The following is a 21,125-nucleotide window of genomic DNA, read 5'->3' on the forward strand; positions in this document are numbered from 1 at the left end:
CCATGGTCATGCAGTTGGTGGCGCCGCGGCTGATGCTGATGGGCGGCGGTTCGGTGGCGAAGCTGGCGGAGGTGCTGGCGCAGCTCGGCCTGTCGCGTCCCCTCGTTGTCACGGACCCCTTCATGGTGTCCTCCGGCATGGTGGAACGGGCGCTGTCGCCGCTGCGCGCGGCGGGCCTGTCCTTTGCCGTCTTCAGCGACACGGTGCCCGACCCCACCGATACGGTGATCGAGGCCGGCGTGGCGGTGCTGAAATCGGGTTCCTATGACTGCCTGGTCGGCTTCGGCGGCGGCAGCCCGATGGACACGGCCAAGGCCATGGCGATCCTCGCCGCCGCGCCGCCCGGCACGCATATCCGCGCCTTCAAGGTGCCGGCCGCCGCCAATACCGGCGCCGTGCCCGTGATCTGCGTGCCGACCACGGCCGGCACGGGCAGCGAGGCGACGCGCTTCACCGTCATCACGGATACGACGAGCGACGAGAAGATGCTCATCGCGGGCCTCGGCGCGCTGCCGCTGGCGGCGGTGGTGGACCATGAGCTGACCTTCAGCCTGCCCGCCCGCATCACCGCGGATACCGGTATCGACAGCCTGACCCATGCGCTGGAGGCTTTCGTCAGCAAGCGGGCCAACGCCGTCTCCGACGATTATGCCCGCAGCGCCATGCGCCTCATCGCGCCGAATCTCCGCCGCGTCTGGGCCGACCCTGCCGATGCGACGGCGCGGGAGGCGATGATGCGCGGCGCGACGCTGGCGGGCCTGGCCTTCAGCAATGCGAGCGTCGCGCTGGTGCATGGCATGTCGCGGCCTGTGGGGGCGCATTTCCACGTCCCGCACGGGCTGTCCAACGCCATGCTGCTGCCCGCCGTCACGGCCTTCGGGCTGGAGGAAGGCCGCGCCCGCTATGCAGAGGCGGCGCGTGTCATGGGCGTGGCGACGGAGCAGGAGGGCGACCAGTCGGCCGCGCAGCGCCTCGTCGAGGAACTCCGCGCGCTGAACCACGACCTGCAGGTGCCGACCCCGGCGGGCTGGGGAATCGACGCCGACAAGTGGAACGGGCTGCTGCCGACCATGGCGCAGCAGGCCCTCGCCTCCGGCAGCCCGGGGAACAACCCGCGCGTGCCGGATGCGGACCAGATCGTCGCGCTGTACCGGGAAGCCTACGGCCGGTAGGTCAGCCCAGGCTCGCCCGCCAGGCGGCGCCCCAGGCGGGCAGGGCGGGCGGGGGCAGGGGGCGGCCGACTCCGAAGCCCTGTGCCACGTCGCAGCCCGCGGCGGCGGCGGCGCGCCAGGTCATGCTGTCCGTCACCCCCTCGGCCACCACCACCATGCCCCGGCGCCTGGCCTGCCGGACCAGGCTTTCCACCGTGGCACGGGCACGGCGGTTCCGCGGCATGGCGAGCACCAGCTTGCGGTCCAGCTTCACGCCGGCGAAAGGCAGGGACAGCAGGCTGCGGCGCTGGTCATCAAGGCCGAGGTCGTCCAGCAGCACGCCGTAGCCGCGCCGGGCCAGGCGCGTCAGCGCGCGGCGGAGCAGCGCGGTGTCCCGCACCTCCGTGCTCTCGGTCAGTTCCAGCAGCAGCGAGTTGGCCGGCAGGCCGGCGGCGCGCACTTCCTCATCCAGCCAGCAGGCCATGTCGCCTTCGAGCAGCACGGCGAGCGGCACGTTGAAGGACATGCGCAGGCGCTGCGGCGCGCGGAGGGCGGCGAGTTCGCGCAGCGCCCGGCGGGCCACCGCGCGCGTCAGCCGGGCGGCGAGGCCGCCGCGTTCCGCCATCGGGATGAAGCGGTCGGCGCCGAGGGCGACGGCAGGGCGTTCCCAGCGCGCCAGGGCTTCCACCAGCACCGCGCGGCGATCGGTCATGCGGACCATCGGCTGGAAGCGTACGGTGATCTCCCCCCGCTCCAGCCCGGCGGCGAGGGCCGCGATGTCGCTGGCCGGCATCTCGCCCGGCGCGCCGCCGGCGATCAGGGCATCGGCCAGCGCGCCCCCCTCGGCATCGACGCTGCGAAGGCCAGGGGTGGCGGGCAGGCCGGGGCGGTCCACGACCACGACGCCGGTGCCGCTGAAGGGGTCGCGCAGCGCGCTCATCAGGGCCGGGCTGTGGCGGTCGCCCTGGCCGCCCTCCAGCACCAGGTGACGTGGGGCGAGGCCCGGTCCGACCAGATGACAGAGCGCTTCCGCCCCCGTGGTCACGAGCACGGCGGGTGGCCCGGCCATGCGCTGGGCCGCGTCTCGGGTGGCCGCGATCACCAGCGGGTCGCTGGCCACCAGCAGCACCGTACCGGGCTCCGCCGTGATGCGGCGGGAGCGCCTGAGCATCAAGTCACGTCTCCCCGGACGCCGGATCCGTGCGGCCTTCACGACGCGTAACGGCAGGCCAGACGCGCCCGCTACGTGTAGCAAAGCTCGGCTGCCCCTGTCACGGCGTCTCAATTGCCGTGAAAAGAAATTCTTTATGGTTGATTGCCGAGCCCGGTCAGGCGCGGCGAGGCAGCCAGGGCTCCTCGGCCCAGAGGCGCCGCAATTCCCCATCCGCCCGGGCCAGCACGCGGCCCCAGGCCTCCGGGCCCAGGAAACGCGCATTCTGGCCAAGGCTGGCGGCCTGGGCGGCGAAATCCTGGTCCAGGGCCATCGTCTCCAGCCCCGCCAGCAGGCCGGCGCGGAAGGCGTCCGGCGCGGCGGGGTTGAGGGCGAAGCCCCGCTGCGCCGCGGCGACGAGGTCGAGCCCCTGTTCGCGGAGCGTCGGCACATCCGGCAGCAACGTGCTGCGCCGCGCGGCGGCGATGCCGATGCCGAGCAGCTTGCCCTCCCGCAGCGCGGCGATGGCGTCGGGCAGCGCCAGCATGGCGGCGGCGACATGGCCGGAGATGGCGGCCTGGCGGGCGGCGGCGGCGGAGGGGAAGGCGAGGCGCGCCAGGTCGAGCCGCCCTTCCAGCCGGAGACCGGCGAAATGCGCGGCGCTGCCGGGGGGCGGCGTGCCGAGCGTGCCGCGTTCGCCGAGCGCCCGCAGCGCCACCATGTCGGGCGGGCCGGCGGGGGCGCAGACCAGCACCATGCTTTCCTCGATCACCGCGGCGAGGGGCGCGATGCGCTCGGCTGGTGAGACCTCCCCGGCCTCCACCGCGCGGGCCAGCAGCAGGGGCGTGGTCACGACGCTGATCAGCTTCTGGTCGGGCCGCGCGCCGGCCAGCAGCGCGACCGCTTCCAGCCCGCCGCGGCCGGGGTGGTTGCGCACGGTCAGCGCCAGGCGTGGCAGGCAGCGTTCCAGGAAGGGGGCGACGCTGCGGGCCCAGAGATCGGCCGGCGATCCGCCGGGCGCACCCACCAGCAGTTCCACCGGATTGCGGCGCGACGCCAAAGCGGGGGCGGGCAGCAGCGCACCAGCGGGCAGCAGCAGCGCGGAACGGCGGCCCGCCATGGTCACGGCGCCGCGGCCTGCGGCACCGCCGCCGTCTCCCGCCGCAGCGACTTCGCGCCGGTGAACAGCACGATGGGGGCGGCGATGAAGACGGAGGAGGAGGCGCTGATGACGATGCCGAACAGCATGGTCCAGGCGAAGCCGCCCAGCGCATCGCCGCCGAACAGCGCCAGCGGCACCGCGGAGAGGAACAGCGTCATCGAGGTGCCGAGCGAGCGGTTCAGCGTCTCGTTGATGCTGAGATCCACCAGTTCCCGCAGCGGCATCTGCTTGTACTTGCGGAGATTCTCCCGCATCCGGTCGAACACCACGACCTTGTCGTTGGCGCTGAAGCCGATGATGGTCAGGATCGCGGCCACCGTCTGCAGGTTGAACTCGATCTGCGTCAGCGCCAGGAAGCCCACGGTCTTGGTGGCATCCAGGATCAGCGTGATGATCGCCGCGATGCCGAACTGCCATTCGAAGCGGAACCAGATGTAGAGCAGCATGGCGATCAGGCTGATGCCGAGCGCGATCATGCCGCCCCGGAACAGCTCCGCCGAGACGCGGTTGCCGACCGCCTCCACCCGCAGGATGCGGGTGCCCGGCGTGGTGGCTTCCAGCGCGGCGCGCACGGCATTCACCGCGCGCTGCGTGCCGGCCTCATCGGCCTGCACGGGCAGGCGGACCAGCAGCTGGTCGGGGCTGCCGAATTCCTGCACGCCGACATCGCCCAGGTTGAGCGCGGAGACGGCACCGCGCACGCGGCCGAGATCCGCTGCCTGGGGGGTGCGGACCTCCATGATGATGCCGCCCTTGAAGTCGATCCCGCGCTCCAGCCCCGGATAGAAGGCCAGGATGACGGAGGCGGTGGACAGGACGGCGGAGACGATCAGGCCCAGGACGGCGCCGCGCATGAACTGGATGCGGGTGTTGTCGGGGACCAGGCGGAACAGCGGGCGCGCCAGCAGGCGGAACATGGTCGCTTGCCCTTACGTCGGCAGCACGGCCGGGCGGCGCCGGCGGTACCAGATGGAGACCATGAGCCGCACCACCACCGTCGCGGTGTACATCTGCACGATGGTGCCGATGGCGACGGTGACGGCGAAGCCCTTCACGGGGCCGGAGCCGAAGGCATAGAGGCAGCCCATGGCGATGAGGTTCGTCAGGTTGCTGTCCAGGATCGTGCCGGACGCCTTGCTGAACCCCGCTTCCAGCGCACTGAGCGGTGGTCGCCCGAGCTTCGTCTCCTCCCGTATCCGTTCATTGATCAGGACATTGGCGTCGAGCGCGGTGCCCAGCGTCAGCACGATGCCGGCGATGCCGGGCAGCGTCAGCGTCGCGCCCATCACGCTCAGGATGCCGATCATGATGATGACGTTGGCGACAAGCGCGATGTTGGCGAGCCAGCCGAAGAAGCCGTAGGCGAAGCCCATGTAGAGGAAGACGAAGGCGGTCCCGGCGGCGAGCGAGAGCAGGCCCGCGCGGATCGCGTCGGCGCCCAGCTCCGGCCCGACGGTCCGTTCCTCCACCACCGTCAGCGGCGCGGGCAGGGCGCCGGCGCGCAGCAGGACGGAGAGGTCGTTGGCGCCGCGGACATCGAAGCTGCCGCTGATCTGGCCGCGGCCGCCGGTGATGGCTTCGCGGATCACCGGCGCGGTGATGACCTTGTCATCGAGGACGATGGCGAAGGGGCGGCCGACATTCTGGCGCGTGATCTCCGCGAAGCGGCGGGTGCCGACGCTGTCGAAGGCGAAGTTCACGACCCATTCGCCGGTCCGGCCATCCTGGCCCGCGCGGGCATCCGTCAGGTTGGCGCCATCGACCTCGACCCGGCGGCGCACGGCGTAGCGTTCCTGGCCGCGCTCCCCGGGCAGGAACATGGTGCCGGCCGGGGGCGTGGGGGCCTGGAGGTTCGCCGTCTCATCCACAAGGTGGAAGGTCATGCGGGCGGTGCGGCCCAGCAGGTCCTTGATGCGGGCGGGGTCCTCGACGCCCGGCAGCTGCACCAGGATGCGGTTCTGGCCCTGGCGGGCGATCAGGGCCTCGGCCACGCCGGTCTCGTCGATTCGGCGGCGGACGATCTCGATCGACTGCTCCACGGCGCCGGAGGATTTCGCGCGCAGCGCGACCTCCGTCAGTGTCGCGGTCACGGTGCCGTCGGGGCTGGTCGTGACCTCGATATCCGGCTGGGTCACGCCGGCGCCGGCGGGCACCGCGATGGCGGCTTCGCGCAGCAGGCGCGCGATGTCGCCGGCGCGGGCGGGGTCGGAGGCGCGGAGCGTGATCCGCCGCTGCTCCTGGTTCGCGTTCAGCCCGGTATAGAGGATGCGCGGGTTGGCGGCGGCGGTGCCGCGGCGGGCCGTATCGACCAGCGCTTCCAGCCTTTCCCGGACCATGGCGGAGGTATCGACCTCCAGCAGCAGGTAGGACCCGCCGCGCAGGTCGAGGCCGAGGCTGATCTGGCGCGCCCAATCGGGCAGCACGCTGCGCGGCAGCAGGTTCGGCACGGAGAGCAGCATGCCGAGGAGGCACACGCCAACCACCGCGAGCGCCTTCCAGCGGGCAAAATACATCATGGACGCAACGGAATCCTGGCCAAGGTCAAGGAAGCCCATGCCCCGGGCGGGGCGGTGCCACACCGGCGGAACATGCGCGGGACCCCCCCCTGATGCAAGCCCGCGCGGGAGGGAGTATCCCGGGGGAGGCTTGAGGAAGGGTGTTTCGGCATGACTCTCCGCGTCGCGCTGCTGGGTTGCGGGCATTTCGGGCGCTTTCACGCGCTGAAGGCGGCGAAGGCCCCGCGGGTGGAGTTCGTCGGCCTGCACGATGCCGACCCTGCCCGCGCCGCCCAGGTGGCGGCGGAATGCGGGGTGCCGGCGCTGGCGGCGGAGGAGGCGATCGAGCGCGCCGATGCCGTGATCGTCGCCGCGCCGACGCGCTTCCACGGCCCGCTCGGCCGGCAGGTCCTGGCGGCGGGGCGGCACCTGTTCCTGGAGAAGCCCATCGCCGCGACGCTGGCGGAGGCCGAGGCCCTGTCGGCGCTGGCCCTGGCGGCGGGCAGGGTCCTGCAGGTGGGCCATATCGAACGCTTCTCGGCGGCCTTCCGCGCGGTGCGCCAGGCCCCCACCGGCGGCACGGCCCTGCATTGGGAGGCGGTGCGCGCGGCGCCCTTCCGGCCGCGATCCCTCGACGTCTCCGTCGTGCTGGACCTGATGATCCATGACATCGACCTGGTCCTGGCCCTGGCCGGGGAGGCGCCGGAGACCGTGGAGGCGACGGGGGCGCGGGTGATGTCGGACCACGCGGATTTCGCCGTCGCGCGGCTCGGCTTCTCCGGCGGCCGGTCCGCCACCATCACCGCGTCGCGCATCTCGCTGGCCATGGAACGGCGCTTGCGCGTGCTGGGGACGGAGGGCGAGATGAGCGTCGATTTCCTCGCCCGGTCGCTGGCCGTGCTGCGCAAGGGCGGCGCGGAGGCGGTGGCGACCATGCCGGGCTACGGCATCGACCGTGGCGGCTGGACGGACCATGACAGCCTGGAGGCCGAGCAGGCGGGCTTCGTGGCGGCCTGCCTGGATGGCGTTGCGCCGGAGGTCGGCGCGGCGGAGGGGATCGCGGCGCTGAAGGTGGCGCTGGCGGTGGAGGCCGCGATTGGCTGAACGCGCGTTCGGTGTGGCTTTTGAGTGATACTGCGACCTTTAGGCCACTAACCCGTTTAAGCCGATTATGCCGTTTATGCGCCTTTAGCACCGATTTCGGGGGGGCGGGACCGGCCCTCCGGCATCCCGCCGGCGTCACAAGGCGTAGCTGTGGCGCGTGATGGCCAGAACATAACAAAAACATCGCCGGATGGCCAGGGATTCCGGCGGCCCCTCACGGCGCCGCAGGGACCTCCACGCCGAAGGCCTCCCGGAAGCCGCGCGCGCCTTCCGGCGTCACCAGCAGCGTGCGGCCGCCCGCCCGCCGCCGGACCCAGCCCAGTTCCAGGCAGCGCGTGCAGAGCGCCGCGCCCAGCACGCCCGCCACATGCGGCCGGCGTTCCGACCAGTCCAGGCAGGGGCGGCAGAAGATGCGGCCGCGCCCGGGATGGGCCATGGGGATGCCGAGGGACTCGAAGAAGGCTTCGCCGGCGGCCGTCACGGCGCCGCCATCCGGGCCGAGCTCCAGGACCCCCCGCGCCACCATGGCATCCGCCAGCGCCACGGCCAGTTGGCCGGCGAGATGATCGTAGCAGGTGCGGGCGGCGCGCATCGCGGCATCGCGCGGGCCGAAGCTTCGCGCCTGCCGGGCCGCGGGCGCGGCGCCTTCCGCCACGGCCATGATGCCTTCCAGCATCCGGGCGATTCCGGCGGAGGCCAGGCGGTGGTAGCGGTGGCGGCCCTGGCGTTCCATCGCCAGCAGCCCGGCCTCCGTCAGCCGCGCCAGGTGGCCGCTGGCGGTCTGGGGCGTGATGCCGGCGAGGGCGGCGAGTTCGCCGGCGGTGCGCGCGCGGCCATCCATCAGCCCGGCCAGCATGGCGGCGCGGGCGGGATCGCCGACCAGGGCGGCGGTCTCGGCCAGGGCATTGATGCTGGGCATGGGCCGATCCTTCCGCGTCATCCCGCGGCGCATCCTGCCATGCGCCAGCCCCGCATGCTTCGGCCTGGCGCGAAGGATCAGCCGGGCGGCTGGCGGTGCAGCGGGATTTCCAGATCGCAGACCAGGCCGGGCGCTTCCCAGGCCATGGTGACGCGGCCGCCGAGCTGGTCCTGCACCGTCCCGTGCAGGACGCGCGATCCGAAGCCAGGCGTGCGGTGGGGGGGCGGGGGCGGGCCGCCGGTTTCCACCCAGCGCAGGCGCAGCCATTGGCCCGCCGCGCGGTCCAGCGTCCAGCTCACGGCCAGCCTTCCATCGGGTGCGGAAAGTGCCCCGTACTTGATGGCGTTGGTGGCGAGTTCGTGGATGGCCATGGAGAAGGGCTGCGCCGCGCCGGCCGGCAGCACCACCGTCTCGCCCGACAACGACGCGCGCGGCGCCTGGCAGGGTGCCGCACCATTCTGTGTCGTGCCCGGCGCGGCTGCGCCCTGGGCCTCAAGCGCGGCTGCGCCCTGGGCCTCCGGCGCGGCTGCGCCCTGGGCCTCCGGCGCGGCTGCGCCCTGGGCCTCCAGCGCGGCTGCGCCCTGGGCCTCCGGCGCGGCTGCGCCCTGGGCCTCCGGCGCGGCCGTGACCAGGAAGGGGCCGAGTTCCCCCTGGATGAGGCTGCGCAGATCGGCGCCCGACCAGCGATCCGCCGCCAGCAGCGTCTGCGCGCGGGCCAGGGCGGCGATCCGGCCCTCGATCGCGTGCACGAAGCTGTCGATGGTCTCCGCCCGCGTCAGGCGCAGCGCCGCCTGGACCACGGCCAGCATGTTCTTGGCGCGGTGGTCGACCTCCCGCGTCAGCAGCGCCTGGCGTTCCTGGGCGCGGTGTTCGTCATCGACGTCGATCATCACCACCAGCGCGGCGATCACGCGCCGGTCGGGGCCCTTCACCGGCACGCCGCTGATGCGGCACCAGCGCGGCTGCTGGTCATCGACCGCATGCAGGAAATCGACGCCCAGCGTCACCTCCCCGCGCAGCGCGCGGGCGCCGGGGAAATCCTGGGGCTTGATGCGCCGGCCCTCCCCATCGAAGGCGATCCAGGCATCGCCATGCCCCTGGTCCGCGGAGGGGATGCGCGGGCGGCCGAGCAGGCGGCGGAATTCGGGATTGCCGATGATGACGTCCCCGGAGGGTGCGATCAGCGCGGCGCCGATCGGCAGGTGTTCCACCACCGTCTGCATCCCCGCCGCTTCGCGGAGCGATGCCTGGACCTCATCGCGTTCCCGCGCCGCCTGACGCAGCCGGTCATTGGCACGGCGGAGTTCGCGGGTGCGCTCCTCCACCCGCCGTTCCAGCTCCTGGTTGCTGGCGCGCAGCGCGGCGATGGCGCGCAGCCTTTCCACCGCGCCGCCGATCAGGTTGGCATAGCTGCGCAGGAAGGCGACGTCGCTGTCGAGGAAGTCGCGCGGAGTGACGCTGTCCACCTCCAGCACGCCGAAGGGGGGGCGGCCCTCTCCGCCGAGGATGAGGACATTGGCGAAGGCGCGGACGCCATGCTCGACCAGGAAGGCGGGCAGGCGGAACCGATCCTCCTGCCCCGTATCGGCGGTGATGACGGCCTCCCCCGTGGTGACGGCCAGGAATTCCGCCGCGTCGTCGCTGAGGTTGACCCGCACATGGCCGACCACGCCGGGCCGCCACCCGATGCCCGCGCGCAGCAGCATGCGGTCCTGGCCGTGTTCGTGTTCCATGACCTTGGCGAGGTCCGTGCCGAGAGCCTCGCCGACCAGGCGGCAGGCCTCCGTCAGGATGGCGTCGATATCCTCCGCCTTCAGGGCGAATTCACCGAAGCGGGCGAGCACGGTCTGCTGGCGGAGCAATTCGTCGCGCTCGCTGACGTGCCGGTTGCGCAGCGGTAGGCCCTCCCCGTGGGATGTGCGACCGCTAGAACCTCCGCCACACGCCCGGAGTTGCAGGGATTGGCCGATTCAGCCGGACAACTTCACCTGCCGGAGCACGGCATCGGCGGCGGCGGCGCTGGGAAGGCTTCCGGTATCGGCGCGGAGCTTCGCCAGCACTTCCGCGAAGCCGCTTCGCTGGGCGGCGGCGGCGGCGCCATCGGCGAGGAGCCCGTCCAGCCCCGCTGCCAGCGCCTCCGGCGTCGCGGCTTCCTGGAGGTATTCGGGGACCACCTGGCGTTCGGCCAGCAGGTTCACGAGGCTGGCGAAGGGCACGCGCACCAGGCGGCGGACGATGGCGGCGGTGATCGGGTTCACGCGATAGGCGACGAGGTGCGGGATGCCCGCCACCGCCATCTCCACGGAGGAAGTGCCGGATTTGATGAGGCCCGCGCCGGATTCCGCCGCGGCGGCGAAGGCATCGTGCTTCTCCGCGAGGTCGGTGACGAGGATGGGCCGCACCGGCCAGCCCGCCGTGCCCGCGCGCACCGCATCCGCCACCACGGCGGAGACGGGCAGCACCGGCACCAGGCCGGGATGGCGGGGGGCGAGGAGGCGGAGCGCGGCGCCGAAGATGGGCAGCAGGCGGGTCACCTCCATGCGGCGGGAGCCGGGCATGACGATCAGCACGGGCGCGCCGGGGGGGATCGCGTGGGCGGCGCGGAAGCGGGCGGCGTTGCCGGCATCGACGCCGGATTCCAGCACGGGGTGGCCGACGAAATCGGCCTGGATTCCCGCAGCCTCGAAGATCACGGGTTCGAAGGGCAGCAGGCAGAGGATGCGGTCGACCCGCGCCTTGATCTTGGCGATGCGCCCGGGGCGCCAGGCCCAGATCTGGGGCGCGACATAGTGGATGATGGGGATGCCGAGGGGGCGCACACGCTCCGCCAGGCGCAGCGTGAAGCCGGGGCTGTCGATGGTGACGATGGCGGCCGGGCGGCGGGCGGTGATGTCGGCCGTCGTCTCGTTCAGCCGGCGGGCGAGGCGGCGGATATTGGGCAGCACCTCGATCAGCCCCATCAGCGACAATTCGCGCATGGGGAAGAGGGAGGGCATGCCCTGTTCGGCCAGGCGGTCGCCGCCGATGCCGGCCACCTGGATGGCGGGGTCATGGGCGCGGAGTGCCGCGACAAGACGGGCGCCGAGGACATCGCCGGAGGCTTCGCCGGCGACGATGTAGATGAGGGGTGCTGTCATTCGAAGGACGCGACCTCCGGCCTTGGCATGGGGCCCCGCGGGAAGTCGCGGTGGTTGCGCACGGCGCCGTGTTCGCGGACATGGTCGATCAGCGCGGGATCGAGCGTCGCGAAGACCCAGCCGGGTTCGTCGAGGGTGCCGGCGGCGACGATTCCATCGGCCGGGAAGCCGCGGTCGGGCGGGCCATAGACGGCGCATTGCCCGTGATTCTCGTCCAGCGCCGCGGACCAGGGGGCGAGGCCCATGGTGGGGGCGACGGCGACGAAGCACTGGTTTTCCAGCGCCCGGGCCTGGGCGCCGATGCGGATGCGGGCGAAGCCGTGCAGGCTGTCGGTGCAGGACGGCGCCAGTATGAGCCAGGCGCCCTGTTCGACCTGCGCGCGGACGTGCTTCGGGAATTCGACGTCGTAGCAGACGGAGATGCCGATGCGGCCCCAAGGGGTATCGAAGACCTGCGGCGTGGCGCCCTGGGCGACGCCCCAGCGTTCATCCTCGAAGCGCGTCATCATGCGCTTCTGCTGGAAGGCCATGCGGCCATCGGGGGCGATGAGGGGGGCGACGTTCACCACGCGATTACCCTCCCGCACCGGCAGCGTGCCGGGGGCGAGCCAGAACCCGCTGCGGATGGCGGCCTGGCGCATGGCGGCGAGGATGGCATCGGCATGGGCGACCATGGCGCGGAGTTCCGTCGCCTCATCCGGTGCGGTGTTGCCTGCGAGGCCCGCGCCGAGTTCGACGCAGGCGTATTCGGGCAACAGGACAAGGTCGGCCTGGCCGCGTGCCTGGTCCAGCCGCGCATCGAGGCGGGCGGCGAAATCGGCGACGGTGGCGGGGTGCCCGACCTCCCACCCCAGCAGGCCGAGGCGGAGGGGGCGGGGCTGCGGGGCCGTCACAGCGCCTTGGCCCAGAAGGACAGGCGGTGGGGGGTTTCGGCCGTGTCCCCGATCTCCTTCCAGGAGAAGGTGACGCCGAGGCCGGGCAAGGGCTGGTAGCCGCGCTTGCGCCAGAAGGCGTCGAGCGGCACGTGGCCGGGCGGGCGGCGCGGGTCGTCGGCCGCGCGATCCACGCCGCAGAAGGTGGCGTGGGGCAGGCCGAGGCGGCGGGCATGGGCTTCCCGCTCCGCGAAGAAGCGCACGCCGGCGCCCTGGCCGCGGTATTCGCGCAGCAGCACCGATTCGCCGAAATAGCAGTAGCGGGCGGGGTCGAGGCCGGCCGCGGCGAAGGCTTCCCGGACCGGGGCGTGGCCCTGCGTCATGGGTTCGCAGGTGGCGGCGCCGACCACGCGGTCCCCGTCCCGGCAGACCACCACGGCGGCGCCGGGGGCATCGGCATAGGCGCGGAGATAGGTCTGTTCATAGGCCGCGTCCCCTTCGTAGAGGTAGGGCCATTCCGCGAAGACGGCGATGCGCAGCCCGGCCAGGGCCGGCAGCAGCGGGTGCAGCGCGGGGCCGGACAACGTCTCGAAGGTGAGATGGACGGTTGGCATGGCGGGATGCATAGGGGGAGGCCGCCGGGCAGGGAAGGGGAATGGCCGCGTGGACTGGATCGAGGCGATCGGGTTGGTGGCCGGGGCGATGACGACCTCCGCCTTCGTGCCGCAGGCCGTGAAGACGTGGCGGACGCGGTCGGCGCGGGATTTCAGCCTGGGGCTGCTGGTGCTGCTGGTGGCGGGCAACACGCTGTGGATGGCCTATGGGTTCCTCAAGGGATCCACGGGCCTGGTCGCGGCCAACCTCGTGACCGTGCCGCTGACGGTCTACCTGCTGACGGTGAAACTGCGGCGGGGGTGAGCCCCCTCCTCCTGTTGGGGGAGAGGGCTGCCGGGGTCAGGCCAGGGGGTTCAGGCCAGGCCGGCGACGGCGGCGTCGCGGGTCGCGTGGATGCTCAGGATCTTGTCGAAGCCGCTGATCTCCAGCACTTCGCGCACCGGCGCCTGGGGGGAGGCGACGGCGAAGCTGCCGCCGCCGGCCTTGGCCTGCTTGGCGGCCTTCAGCAGCACGCGCAGCCCGGCGGAGGAGACGTAGTGGACCTCCGCCAGATCGGCCACGACCTTGGAGCCGCCTTCGAGCATGCCGAGGATGGCGCCTTCCGCCGCGGGCGCGGTCGCGGTGTCCAGCCGGCCCTTCAGGGCGGCGACCTTCACGCCGGAAACGGAGCTTTCAGTGATGTCCATGGAGCCTGTCCTGTCCTGTCCCGCGTGACTTACACCATCGGCGCGTAGCGCGCGATCTGGGCATAGATTTCCCGGATCGCATCGGCGAGCGACCGGTTCAGCTCCTCGAGGTCCGCCACCGCGTCGATGCGGGGCTGCACGCGGTCGAGCTCCGCCGAGGAGAGCAGCAGGGAGAAGAGGCCGCCGGCACGGCAGAGGCCGATCAGCATCGAATCGCGGGGGTCGGGGATCTCGTCGTTGAAGAGCACGCCCATGATGCGCGCCTTCACCTCCCGCTCCTCCTTGTCCGAGATCACGGGGTAGCGGCGTTCCGGGAAGACCCAGAGGAAGCGGCCCTCGACGCGCTTGAGAATGCCCTTGGAGACCAGGCGGGCGAAGAGCGCCTCGCGGTAGTCATCGGCATCGGCGGCCAGCGTCTCGATCCAATGGCGGCTGTCCTGCGTCTCCGTCGCCGCGGCGATCTGCGCCAGCGCGCGATCCTGCAGCGCATCGCCCGTCGGCGCGGGATTCACGACGTAGAGTCGCGCGGGGTCGGTATCGATGCGGCCCGCCAGCGCGAGTTCCGCGAGCACGGCGCCCGCGATGGCGAAATCGCCCGAGGGGGCGGCGCGTTCCTGCAGGCGCCCGGTCTCGTCATCCAGCATCAGGAGGAGGATTTCCTCCGGCATTGTCAGCGGCATGGCGTTTCCGCACTCCCTTGCCTGCCACATCCGGCAGCGCGGCAGGGTCGCGCGCGGCGGGGGGCAAGTCAACGCAAGCGCGGGATCGTCACGCGGGCACGATGGCGGGCGCCTGGCCCGCGGCATCGATGAAGGCGGCAAGGCCATCGCGCACCACCGCGGGGTCGAGGTCGCGCAGGATGAAGACCAGGCGCGACCGCCGGGCCTCCCCTTCCGGCCAGGCGGCCAGGCGCTTCGGCGGGTGGAAGATGTGCTGCACGCCATGCACGGCGACGGGCCGGTCCTCTCCCACCAGGTCCAGGATGCCCTTCATGCGCAGCACCGCGGCGCCGCGCGTCATGGCGAGCATCTCCAGGAAGGTGGCGAGGCCGTCCCAGGGGAGCGGCGCGTCGAAGGTGAGGCAGAGCGCCTGGATGCGGGCGTCGTGGCGATTTGGGTCGTGGTGGTGGTGATGCCCGTGGTGGTGGGGCGCGGCGGCGCCGATCCAGGCGGCGACATCGGGCGCCCTCACCGCGGGGTCATAGGGGCCGGCGGCCAGCAGCAGGGCGGGATCGATCGCGCCATGCGACGCGACCAGGATGGGCGCTACGGGGTTCAGCGCCGCCAGGCGATCGCGCAGCGCCGTGGTCGCTTCGGCCGGCGCGATGTCGGTCTTGGTCAGGACGATGCGGTCGGCGACGGCGGCCTGGCGCTGGGCTTCCGGCTGGGTGTCGAGCGTCGCGACGCCGGTCGCGGCATCGACCAGCGTGACGACTCCATCCAGCACGAAGCGCGCGCCGATGCGCGGGTCCGACATCAGCGTGTGCAGGATGGGGGCGGGGTCGGCCAGGCCCGTCGTCTCCACCACCACGCGCTTCACGGCCTGGCCGGCCAGCACGCGGTCCCAGAGGTTCTCCAGCGCCTGGGCCAGGTCGCCGCGGATGGTGCAGCAGAGGCAGCCGGCATTCAGCAGGACCGTGTCGCCATCCAGCCGATCCACCAGCAGGTGGTCCAGCCCGACCTCCCCGAATTCGTTGATGAGCACGGCGGTGTCCGCCATGGCGGGGTGCTTCAGCAGGGCGTTCAGCAGCGTGGTCTTGCCGGCGCCGAGGAAGCCGGTGAGGACGGTGAGGGGGATCATCGGCCGTATAGAACCTCGGGATCGACCTCCGGCGCCGCGATGGTGGCGAGTTCGCCGTCGCGCAGCGCGCGGTAGAAGCAGGTGCGGCGGCCGGTGTGGCAGGCGACGCCGGACTGGTCGACCAGCGCCAGCAGGGTGTCGCCATCGCAATCCAGGCGGAGATCGACCAGGCGCTGCACCTGGCCGGAGGTCTCCCCCTTGCGCCACAGCGCGGCTCGCGAGCGGGACCAGTAGCAGACGGTGCCGGTGGTCAGGGTCTCGGCGACCGCGGCGCGGTTCATCCAGGCCACCATCAGGACCTCACCCGTGTCATGCTGCTGCGTGACGCAGGTGACGAGGCCCTGGCTGTCGAAGCGGATGGCATCGAGCAGCAGGGCGCGGGCGGCGGGGTCGGGAAGGGCCCCGGCGGGGGAGGGGGGAGCGGATGTGCCGGTCATGATGATACACTATATCAGGCCAGCGGCGTCTGACACCCGGCCGCGATACGGGGAATGGGCATGAGTGACCATGCGGGGCACGCGCATCACGGGGCGCATCACGGGCATCCCCGGGGCGGCGACATCGAGGCGAGCCTGGACCGCGCGGCGGCAACCTGCCTGGCGCGCGGGGCGCAGCTGACGGAATTGCGGCGCCAGGTGCTTCGCCTGGTGCTCGATTCGGCGCAGCCCATCGGGGCCTATGCGCTGCTGGACCGGCTGCGCGGCGAAAGGCGGGGCGCCGCGCCGCCCACGGTGTATCGCGCGCTGGACTTCCTGATCGAGCATGGGCTGATCCACAAGATCGAGCGGCTGAACGCCTTCGTCGGCTGCGCGGAGGAGCCGGGCCATGGGCATACCCATGCGCATCCCCACCCCCACCAGTTCCTGATCTGCGGCCGCTGTGGCAGCACGGCGGAGGTCTGCGACGAGTCGGTTGCCGGCGCGGTGGCGGCCGCCGCGGGGCGCCTTGGCTTTCATGTTCACCGCACGACAGTGGAAGTCGAGGGAATTTGCGCGCATTGTCATGATACGAAATCCACTTCCGGTTGACGGCCGTTCCTGTTTTCCGAGCGAAACTATTGGAAAGTCAGTAAATCTTCTGTTTTTGCGATCATTGCAATGAAGTTCCGGTCTGGCAGAACGGCGCCATGAAGAAGAGTGCTGATTGGCTGGCACGGCGCGAGGCAGCGCTGGCGCTTCTGAGACGCTTGCGGGAGGTCGACCAGCGTGTGGGTGTCAAGAACAGCCGCATCGCTTTCGACATCGCGTTGCTGTTCTACGAAGGCGCGGCGGCATCGCCGGCCGCGCTATCCGTCGACCAGATCGCGGCGCTGACCGGCTACAGCGGCCCGACCGTCCGCCTGGTCCTGAAGCGCCTGATGGAAGGCGAGACGATCACCACCAGTAGGCGCGTTGGCAAGACACAACTCTATGAGATGACGCCGAAGGGCCGCAGCGGCTTCGACGAATACGTCACCGCCCTGCTCGAATTCAACGCGGGCTGACGGGCGTCCGGTATTCTGACCGGGGGTGAGAGCGCGATCTGGAATACCGAAGGCGTTTCCCCCCCCCGCGATCCGGCGCGGTGTTCTTGCCGCCGGGATTAAGCGACCGGCCGGCTGGTATTTTAACGGGCTGCCCGCGCGGGCGGGGGAGGCCGTCCCGACCCCCCCCTTCCTTTCATCAGCGCGGCAGCAGGTCCAGGGCCTGTTCCAGATCGGCGATGATGTCCGCCACATCCTCCAGCCCGATATGCAGGCGCACCGCCTGGCCGGGCAGGGGCGCGGAGACGGAGCGGCTCAGGCTCGCATTGGTCGGCAGGGCCAGGCTTTCATACCCGCCCCAGCTCGCGCCGATCCCGAACAGCTTGAGGCCGTCCACGAAGCGGAAGGCGTCCGCCTCGCTGTAGCGGGGCTGCAGCACGATGCCGAACAGGCTGCAGGCGCCGGTGAAGTCCCGCTTCCACAATTCGTGGCCCGGCGCGCCGGGCAAAGCGGGGTGGCGGACTTCCAGCACCTCCGGCCGGCCGGCCAGCCATTCGGCGACGATCAGCGCGCTTTCCTCCTGGTGGGCCAGGCGGACCGGCATGGTGCGCACGCCGCGCAGCGCCAGCCAGCAATCATCGGGGCTGGCATAGTGGCCCATGGCGGAGGCGGCGGCGCGGATGATGAGGTGATGGTCCCGGCTGTTCACCGTGACGCTGCCCAGCAGGATATCGGAATGCCCGCCGACATATTTCGTCAGTGCCTGGATGGAGACGTCGCAGCCATGGGCGAAGGGCTGGAAGTGGTGGATGCCCCAGGTGTTGTCGATCATGCTGACCGCGCCGTGCTTCTTCGCGACCGCCGTCAGCGCGGGGACGTCCTGCACCTCGAATGTGTGGGAGCCGGGGCTTTCGAGGTAGAGGACCTTCGTGTTCGCGGTCCAGAGCGCCTCCAGCGCCCCCGCATCGATGCAGGGGTCGTAGAAGACCGTCTCGATCCCCCAGCCCTTCATCAGCCCCTCCGCGATCGACCGCGCGGGGCCATAGGCGCTGTCCGGCATCAGGCAGCGGTCACCGGCCTTGAGGAAGGCCAGCAGCGGCACGGCGACGGCGGCCAGGCCGGTGCCGGTGATGGTGCAATGGGTGCCGCCCTCGATCTCCGCCACCACATCTTCCAGGGCGTAGTGGGTCGGGCCGCCCTGGGTGCCATAGGTCATCACCCGGTCGAAGCGGTGCTTCGCATTGTCGATGCGCGCCTGGCAGGAGGGCGCGGTGACGGTGGAGCCGCGATGCACCGGCGGGTTGACGAAGCCGAGCGTGCGGATCCCGGGGCGCGCGGCGTGGGACATGCGGGTCGCGAAGGCGTGCGCGCCGTGACCGGTCTTGGAGGCTGAATCGTCGGGCATCAGGATGCGCTCGTCTCTTTCGGGGTTTCGGGACGGCCGGCCCATTCGGTCCAGGATCCGTCATAGACACTCGGCTCCGGCAGCCCGGCGCGCAGCGCGCCGAGCGTCAGCACCGTGGCGGTGACGCCGGAGCCGCAGGAGGTGACGATGGGGCGTTCGCCATCGGCGCCGCGGGCGGCGAACAGGGCCTTGAGCGTCGCCACATCCTTCATCGTGCCATCGGGGTTCACGATGTCCGCCGCCGGCAGGCTGGCCGCGCCGGGCATGTGGCCGGAGGGCAGGCCGGCGCGGGGTTCCGGCGCCGTGCCGTCGAAGCGGGCCTTGCTGCGGGCATCGAGGATCAGGGCCTCTCCCCCGCCCTGGCGGACGATTCGCTTGATGTCGCCGATCCCGGCCAGGCGCTTCGCCACCATGTCGGGGATGAAGGTCGCGGGCGTCGCATCCGGCGCATCGCCGGTCTCGACCGGGCGGCCTTCGCGCTGCCATTTGGGCAGCCCGCCATCCAGCACGGCGGCGCGCTCATGCCCGAACAGCCGCATCATCCACCAGCCGCGGGGCGAGGCGCGGAGCCCGTGCTGGTCGTAGAAGACCACGCGCGTGTCGTTGGAAACGCCGAGCGCGCCGATCATCTTGGCGAAATGCGCGGGGGTCGGGACCATGTGCGGCAGGTCCGTGTGGGGATCGGCGATCCTGTCGATGTTGAACAGCCTGGCGCCGGGCAGGTGGGCGCTTCGGAAGCCGTCCGGCGCGTTGCCCTTCTCGGTCGGCAGATAGGTGGTGCAGTCCAGCACCACGAGATCGGGCTTGCCGAGTTCGGCGGCCAGCCATTCGGTGGAGACGAGGTTATCCATCGGCGTCAGTCCCCCAGCACGATGTGGATGCGCCGGTTCTGCCGGCCCTTGCTTTCAAGCTTCGTCACCTCGACCCGCCCGATCTCCCCGGTGCTGCGCACATGCGTGCCGCCGCAGGGCTGGAGGTCGATGGGGGCGTCTTCCGTCCCGATGCGCACCAGGCGCACGCGGCCCGCGCCGCGGGGCGGCTGGACGGAGAGGGTGCGGACCAGCGTCGGGTTCGCATCCAGCTCCTCCTCCGTGATCCAGGTCGTGGAGATGGGATGGTCCGCGGCGACGAGTTCCGCGAGCTTCTCCGTGAACCACTCCTTCGCCGGCGGCTCCGCGAGATCGACGTCGAGGCGCGACTTCTCCGCGCCGATCTGGTTTCCCGTGGCGTAGATGCCCGGGAGGATGCTGCACAGCAGGTGCAGCGTGGTGTGCATGCGCATGTGCCGGTGGCGGCGCGCCCAGTCGAGCGTGAGGGTGACGGTGGCGCCGACCGGCGGCGTGGCGCTGCCCGGGGCCAGGCCGTGCAGGATGGCGCCGGCCTCGCCCTTGATGGCTTCCGCGATCACCGCCTCCCCATCCGCCCAGCGCATGGTGCCGCTGTCCCCGGGCTGGCCGCCGCTGCGGGCATAGAGGCAGGTGCGGTCGAGAAGGACTCCCTTCTCCTCCACCGCGACGACGGTCGCGCTGCATTCGCGGAGGTAGGCGTCTTCGGTGAACAGCTGATCGGTCATGCTGAAGGAATCCATTCGGCGCGCAGTCGCGCGCGGTTCAGTTGCAGCCACATGAGGGAGAGCGCGGCGGGCGCGTTCTCGATCCGGTTTTCCGCCACCAGGCGGAAGGCGTCCTCGGCGGGCAGGGTGAGGACGCGAGTCTCCTCATTCTCCGACACCAGGCCATGGGTGGTGGCGTTGCCGGCGGAGAGGTCCACCTGGCCGCAGAAGAAATGCACGACCTCATCGCAGCCGCCCTGCATCAGCATGAAGCGGCCGATCGGCGCCATGGCGCGGGCGGTGAGGCCGGTTTCCTCCGCCAGTTCGCGGCGGGCGGAGGCTTCCGCATCCTCACCGGCTTCCAGCAGCCCGGCGGGGCATTCGGTCATGACGGGCGCCATGCCGGCGGAGAGCGCGGGCAGGCGGAACTGCTCGATCAGCGCGACGCGGTCGGTGGCGGGGTCATAGGGCAGGACCAGCACGCCCTGGCCGCGGCGCCACAATTCCCAGGTCAGGATGCCGGAGGGCGCGCCATCGAAGCGCGTGTAGCGGAAGCGGACGCGTTGCAGGGCGAAGCGCTGCGCCCAGACGACCTCATCCTCCAGGATATCAAGCCCGGGATGGGGCGGGATGGGGGGGGCCTTGGGATGACGCGGCGGTGGGGTGGCGCTCATGAGCCAGCGACCGTAGCTTCGGGGGCCAGGAAGGTCCATGTCCCCAGATCCCGTCGCCCTGCGTGCCGCCCGGACAAGGGCCATCCTCCTCGTCATCGGGGCGTCCGCCACCTTCACCGTCGCCGCGGCGGGGGTGAAGGCGATCGGCACGGCGCTGCCGGTGGCGCAGGTGGTGCTGTTCCGCAACCTCTTCGCCCTGCCCCTTCTGTTCATCCTGCTGGCGCGGGCCGGCGGGTGGGAGGCGCTGCGCACCCGCAACCCCGGCCAGCATCTTCAGCGCGCGCTGTGGGGCATGTTCGGCATGTTCGGCGCCTTCCATGGCTATGCGAACCTGCCCATCGCGACGGTCACGGCGCTGGGCTTCACCATGCCGCTGTTCCTGACGGCGCTGTCCGTCGTGCTGCTGAAGGAACAGGTGGGGTGGCGGCGCTGGTCGGCCGTGGTGGTGGGGTTCCTCGGCGTGCTCATCATGGTGCGGCCCTTCGGCGGCGGGGATGCGGCGCTGCCGCCGATCTCGGTCGGCATCGTGCTGCTGGGATCGGTCGGCTGGGCGCTGGCGATGATGACCATCCGGCGCATGGGCGATGCGGGGGAAAGCGGCGTCGCCATCGTCATCTGGTTCGCGCTGATCAGCGCGACGGCGTCCGCGCTGGCGACCATCCCGGTCTGGGTGACGCCGGATGCCACGCAATGGGCGCTGCTGGTGGGGATCGGTCTCGCCTCCGCGCTCGCGCAGTTGCAGATGACGGCGGCCTACCGGCGGGGGGAGACGACCTTGCTGGCGCCCTTCGAGTATTCGGGGATCATCTGGACGATGATCGTGGGCATCGGGATCTGGGCGGAATGGCCCGATGGGTATGAGCTGCTGGGGTTCGGCGTGCTGGTCGCGGCGGGCCTTTATATCTGGCGGCGGGAAGTCGTGAGGGGCGCGCGGCGGTAGC

Annotated in this window: 23 protein-coding genes; 6 read left to right on the forward strand and 17 right to left on the reverse strand. The window is 71.5% G+C overall.

The features are described 5' to 3' along the window. Nucleotides 1–2: 2 nt before the first annotated feature. Entirely contained in the window at nt 3–1,172 is a 1,170-nt protein-coding gene (locus BM041_RS15360; RefSeq protein WP_092960747.1) for an iron-containing alcohol dehydrogenase, read from the forward strand. Nucleotide 1,173: 1 nt separating this feature from the next. Here BM041_RS15360 and BM041_RS15365 read toward each other — a convergent pair whose 3' ends face one another. From BM041_RS15365 to secD, 4 genes are all read right to left on the reverse strand, one after another. Continuing rightward, the gene (locus BM041_RS15365) at nt 1,174–2,322 is read right to left on the reverse strand and encodes an EAL domain-containing protein (protein WP_139226078.1); all 1,149 of its coding nucleotides are present in this window, start codon (nt 2,320–2,322) and stop codon (nt 1,174–1,176) included. A gap of 157 nt (nt 2,323–2,479) precedes the next feature. Beyond that, nucleotides 2,480–3,421 carry a tripartite tricarboxylate transporter substrate-binding protein gene (locus BM041_RS15370; RefSeq protein WP_092960749.1) on the reverse strand — a complete coding sequence of 314 codons (942 nt, stop codon included), beginning with the start codon at nt 3,419–3,421 and terminating at the stop codon, nt 2,480–2,482. Nucleotides 3,422–3,423: 2 nt separating this feature from the next. Next, complete coding sequence (gene secF / locus BM041_RS15375) at nt 3,424–4,380, reverse strand: protein translocase subunit SecF (protein ID WP_092960750.1); 957 nt, start codon at nt 4,378–4,380, stop codon at nt 3,424–3,426. A gap of 12 nt (nt 4,381–4,392) precedes the next feature. Further along, nucleotides 4,393–5,979, reverse strand: coding sequence for a protein translocase subunit SecD (gene secD, locus BM041_RS15380; protein WP_092960751.1), 1,587 nt, complete (start codon nt 5,977–5,979; stop codon nt 4,393–4,395). Between the two features lie 150 nt (nt 5,980–6,129). Here secD and BM041_RS15385 point away from each other — a divergent pair, with 150 nt between their 5' ends. Then, a complete protein-coding gene (locus BM041_RS15385) occupies nt 6,130–7,062 on the forward strand; it encodes a Gfo/Idh/MocA family protein (protein ID WP_092960752.1) in 933 nt (310 codons plus the stop codon). A gap of 214 nt (nt 7,063–7,276) precedes the next feature. On the opposite strand, the gene BM041_RS15390 is transcribed toward BM041_RS15385, so the two are convergent. The 5 genes from BM041_RS15390 to BM041_RS15410 form a co-directional block, all read right to left on the reverse strand. Beyond that, the gene (locus BM041_RS15390; protein ID WP_092960858.1) at nt 7,277–7,981 is read right to left on the reverse strand and encodes an ArsR/SmtB family transcription factor; all 705 of its coding nucleotides are present in this window, start codon (nt 7,979–7,981) and stop codon (nt 7,277–7,279) included. Between the two features lie 77 nt (nt 7,982–8,058). Continuing rightward, nucleotides 8,059–9,843 carry an HWE histidine kinase domain-containing protein gene (locus BM041_RS15395; protein ID WP_092960753.1) on the reverse strand — a complete coding sequence of 595 codons (1,785 nt, stop codon included), beginning with the start codon at nt 9,841–9,843 and terminating at the stop codon, nt 8,059–8,061. A 108-nt stretch (nt 9,844–9,951) separates the two neighbouring features. Beyond that, the gene (gene lpxB, locus BM041_RS15400; RefSeq protein WP_092960754.1) at nt 9,952–11,118 is read right to left on the reverse strand and encodes a lipid-A-disaccharide synthase; all 1,167 of its coding nucleotides are present in this window, start codon (nt 11,116–11,118) and stop codon (nt 9,952–9,954) included. After that, nucleotides 11,115–12,011 (reverse strand): carbon-nitrogen hydrolase family protein, encoded by an 897-nt coding sequence (locus tag BM041_RS15405; protein ID WP_092960755.1) that lies wholly within the window; start codon nt 12,009–12,011, stop codon nt 11,115–11,117. The genes lpxB and BM041_RS15405 overlap by 4 nt, the downstream gene beginning before the upstream one ends. Next, nucleotides 12,008–12,604 carry a GNAT family N-acetyltransferase gene (locus tag BM041_RS15410; protein WP_092960756.1) on the reverse strand — a complete coding sequence of 199 codons (597 nt, stop codon included), beginning with the start codon at nt 12,602–12,604 and terminating at the stop codon, nt 12,008–12,010. Before BM041_RS15410 ends, BM041_RS15405 begins: the two co-directional genes overlap by 4 nt. A 49-nt stretch (nt 12,605–12,653) precedes the next feature. Between BM041_RS15410 and BM041_RS15415 the strand changes: the two genes are divergently transcribed. Then, on the forward strand, nt 12,654–12,908 hold the full coding sequence (locus BM041_RS15415) for a SemiSWEET family sugar transporter (RefSeq protein ID WP_245762105.1): 255 nt from the start codon (nt 12,654–12,656) through the stop codon (nt 12,906–12,908). Nucleotides 12,909–12,958: 50 nt separating this feature from the next. Here BM041_RS15415 and BM041_RS15420 read toward each other — a convergent pair whose 3' ends face one another. The 4 genes from BM041_RS15420 to hisI form a co-directional block, all read right to left on the reverse strand. Beyond that, nucleotides 12,959–13,291 carry an STAS domain-containing protein gene (locus BM041_RS15420; RefSeq protein WP_092960758.1) on the reverse strand — a complete coding sequence of 111 codons (333 nt, stop codon included), beginning with the start codon at nt 13,289–13,291 and terminating at the stop codon, nt 12,959–12,961. A gap of 29 nt (nt 13,292–13,320) precedes the next feature. Further along, entirely contained in the window at nt 13,321–13,971 is a 651-nt protein-coding gene (locus BM041_RS15425; RefSeq protein ID WP_175533957.1) for a GOLPH3/VPS74 family protein, read from the reverse strand. A gap of 88 nt (nt 13,972–14,059) precedes the next feature. After that, nucleotides 14,060–15,091, reverse strand: a complete 1,032-nt coding sequence (locus BM041_RS15430) for a CobW family GTP-binding protein (protein WP_092960760.1) — start codon at nt 15,089–15,091, stop codon at nt 14,060–14,062. Beyond that, the gene (gene hisI, locus BM041_RS15435; RefSeq protein WP_092960761.1) at nt 15,088–15,528 is read right to left on the reverse strand and encodes a phosphoribosyl-AMP cyclohydrolase; all 441 of its coding nucleotides are present in this window, start codon (nt 15,526–15,528) and stop codon (nt 15,088–15,090) included. The genes BM041_RS15430 and hisI overlap by 4 nt, the downstream gene beginning before the upstream one ends. Before the next feature lie 60 nt (nt 15,529–15,588). On the opposite strand from hisI, the gene BM041_RS15440 reads away from it, so the two are divergent. Then, nucleotides 15,589–16,119 carry a transcriptional repressor gene (locus tag BM041_RS15440; RefSeq protein WP_092960859.1) on the forward strand — a complete coding sequence of 177 codons (531 nt, stop codon included), beginning with the start codon at nt 15,589–15,591 and terminating at the stop codon, nt 16,117–16,119. A 98-nt stretch (nt 16,120–16,217) separates the two neighbouring features. Continuing rightward, nucleotides 16,218–16,574, forward strand: a complete 357-nt coding sequence (locus BM041_RS15445; RefSeq protein WP_092960762.1) for a helix-turn-helix domain-containing protein — start codon at nt 16,218–16,220, stop codon at nt 16,572–16,574. Nucleotides 16,575–16,752: 178 nt separating this feature from the next. On the opposite strand, the gene metC is transcribed toward BM041_RS15445, so the two are convergent. From metC to BM041_RS15465, 4 genes are read right to left on the reverse strand one after another with little or no spacing between them, the layout of a single operon-like run. Further along, entirely contained in the window at nt 16,753–17,958 is a 1,206-nt protein-coding gene (gene metC, locus BM041_RS15450; protein ID WP_092960763.1) for a cystathionine beta-lyase, read from the reverse strand. Next, nucleotides 17,958–18,809 carry a sulfurtransferase gene (locus BM041_RS15455; RefSeq protein ID WP_092960764.1) on the reverse strand — a complete coding sequence of 284 codons (852 nt, stop codon included), beginning with the start codon at nt 18,807–18,809 and terminating at the stop codon, nt 17,958–17,960. Before BM041_RS15455 ends, metC begins: the two co-directional genes overlap by 1 nt. Before the next feature lie 5 nt (nt 18,810–18,814). Beyond that, nucleotides 18,815–19,531 carry an alanyl-tRNA editing protein gene (locus tag BM041_RS15460; protein ID WP_092960765.1) on the reverse strand — a complete coding sequence of 239 codons (717 nt, stop codon included), beginning with the start codon at nt 19,529–19,531 and terminating at the stop codon, nt 18,815–18,817. Continuing rightward, nucleotides 19,528–20,184, reverse strand: a complete 657-nt coding sequence (locus BM041_RS15465) for an NUDIX domain-containing protein (RefSeq protein WP_092960766.1) — start codon at nt 20,182–20,184, stop codon at nt 19,528–19,530. The genes BM041_RS15460 and BM041_RS15465 overlap by 4 nt, the downstream gene beginning before the upstream one ends. Nucleotides 20,185–20,221: 37 nt before the next feature. Here BM041_RS15465 and BM041_RS15470 point away from each other — a divergent pair, with 37 nt between their 5' ends. Then, nucleotides 20,222–21,124: a DMT family transporter gene (locus tag BM041_RS15470; protein WP_092960767.1), complete on the forward strand. Its 903-nt coding sequence runs from the start codon at nt 20,222–20,224 to the stop codon at nt 21,122–21,124. Nucleotide 21,125 lies beyond the last annotated feature (1 nt).

It is taken from the genome of Falsiroseomonas stagni DSM 19981, from assembly GCF_900114315.1.
Lineage (GTDB): Bacteria > Pseudomonadota > Alphaproteobacteria > Acetobacterales > Acetobacteraceae > Falsiroseomonas > Falsiroseomonas stagni.